Annotated in this window: 2 protein-coding genes; both read right to left on the bottom strand. The window is 45.8% G+C overall.

Translation table 11 applies throughout. The features are described 5' to 3' along the window. Positions 1-101: 101 nt before the first annotated feature. On the bottom strand, positions 102-308 hold the full coding sequence (locus COJ96_RS25095; RefSeq protein WP_098576515.1) for a hypothetical protein: 207 nt from the start codon (positions 306-308) through the stop codon (positions 102-104). Between the two features lie 50 nt (positions 309-358). Further along, positions 359-991 carry an FtsK/SpoIIIE domain-containing protein gene (locus COJ96_RS25100; protein WP_180230255.1) on the bottom strand — a complete coding sequence of 211 codons (633 nt, stop codon included), beginning with the start codon at positions 989-991 and terminating at the stop codon, positions 359-361. Between the last annotated feature and the right edge of the window lie 183 nt (positions 992-1,174).

Genomic DNA, 1,174 nt, shown 5'->3' on the forward strand with positions numbered 1-1,174 from the left:
GCATCACGCTTAAATATTCCTCCATCTGCTTCAGTACTCTCTGCGCATTCCGATCGCTTTTTAAATTGTGAATACGTTGAATTTGTCCGCGAGTCAGATAGTCAAGTTTCTTCAAACTTAGTAGTATAGCTTCCTCCCTTTTCTTCCGCTTTAGTTCCGTGTGATACACTGGCGTCCTCACTCCTTGGCCTGATGTTTATATGAGGCTTTATTTTGATATCAATAAATTGATTCGGAATAAATGGCGTTTGAACAATGCGGTCGCAGTCCGTTTGATAGATGGCACGACCAGGCAATCCAGTCGGCAATAACTCCGCCCCACCACGATCCAGTACGACGATACTTTGCGTGCTGTTCTTTAACTTGAAGCATAAGGCTGCGCTTTGTTTGCCTTAACCTGACGCGGAAAGACGTCGGCCGTCGGATACTGAGTCGCAAATATTAATCGATACCCAAGTCCTGCACCTATGCGAGCAATCTCTCCGAGTAAGTGTGTCGCTCTGTCACGATCCGCCTTTTCTTCGAATCCTGCGATTTCTGCACCTTCGTCCACTACAATAAAGTGACGCTCCTCCCAGCCCGCTTCACCGATGTCCTCCCATCCGTTAGCTAAAAAGTGTTCCTGGCGCTTAATTAAGTCCTCATGAATGGCCTCCAATGCTTCGAGGGTCTCCTCTCCGTTCTTTGCCACTGTCTGAACTTGTTTGCACGCCATGAAGCGACTGAACGCTAAACCTCCCTTTAAATCGATTAGCGTAAATTTCACGTTGTCGGGCTCATTATTAATTAGCGTCGTTATCGCGTTCTTTAGAAAGACTGTTTTTCCGTACCGCGTCATTCCAGCCACAACTAACATCTGCAATTTCTCGAAGTCATGGACGACGAACTCTTTATACGTGACTCCGACCGGCACCTGCCAGTGCTTAACCTTCGTTAACATATTGTCATCGTATAGAAGCTCCTTTGTCAGCCCTTCGTCGTATACCCGCATAATCAGCATGCCATCGTAAGACATTTCGATTTCCTTATTCAGCTGGATTCGGTTATTGATAATCGCCTGTATTTGCTTCGGCAATGTTGCGTCGAATTTCAGATTGCGGAAATCTTTTAAATTGATCCGCCTGACACTGCGGTTATTAAGGCCGTCTTTAAATTTGCCGTATTTATCGAGGAA

The organism is Bacillus sp. AFS073361, assembly GCF_002567005.1.
Taxonomy (GTDB): Bacteria; Bacillota; Bacilli; order Bacillales; family Cytobacillaceae; genus Neobacillus.

Coding starts and splice junctions, on each gene's coding strand:
- COJ96_RS25100 (WP_180230255.1), bottom strand. CDS start 991: ATGCGGGTATACGACGAAGGGCTGACAAAGGAGCTTCTATACGATGAC.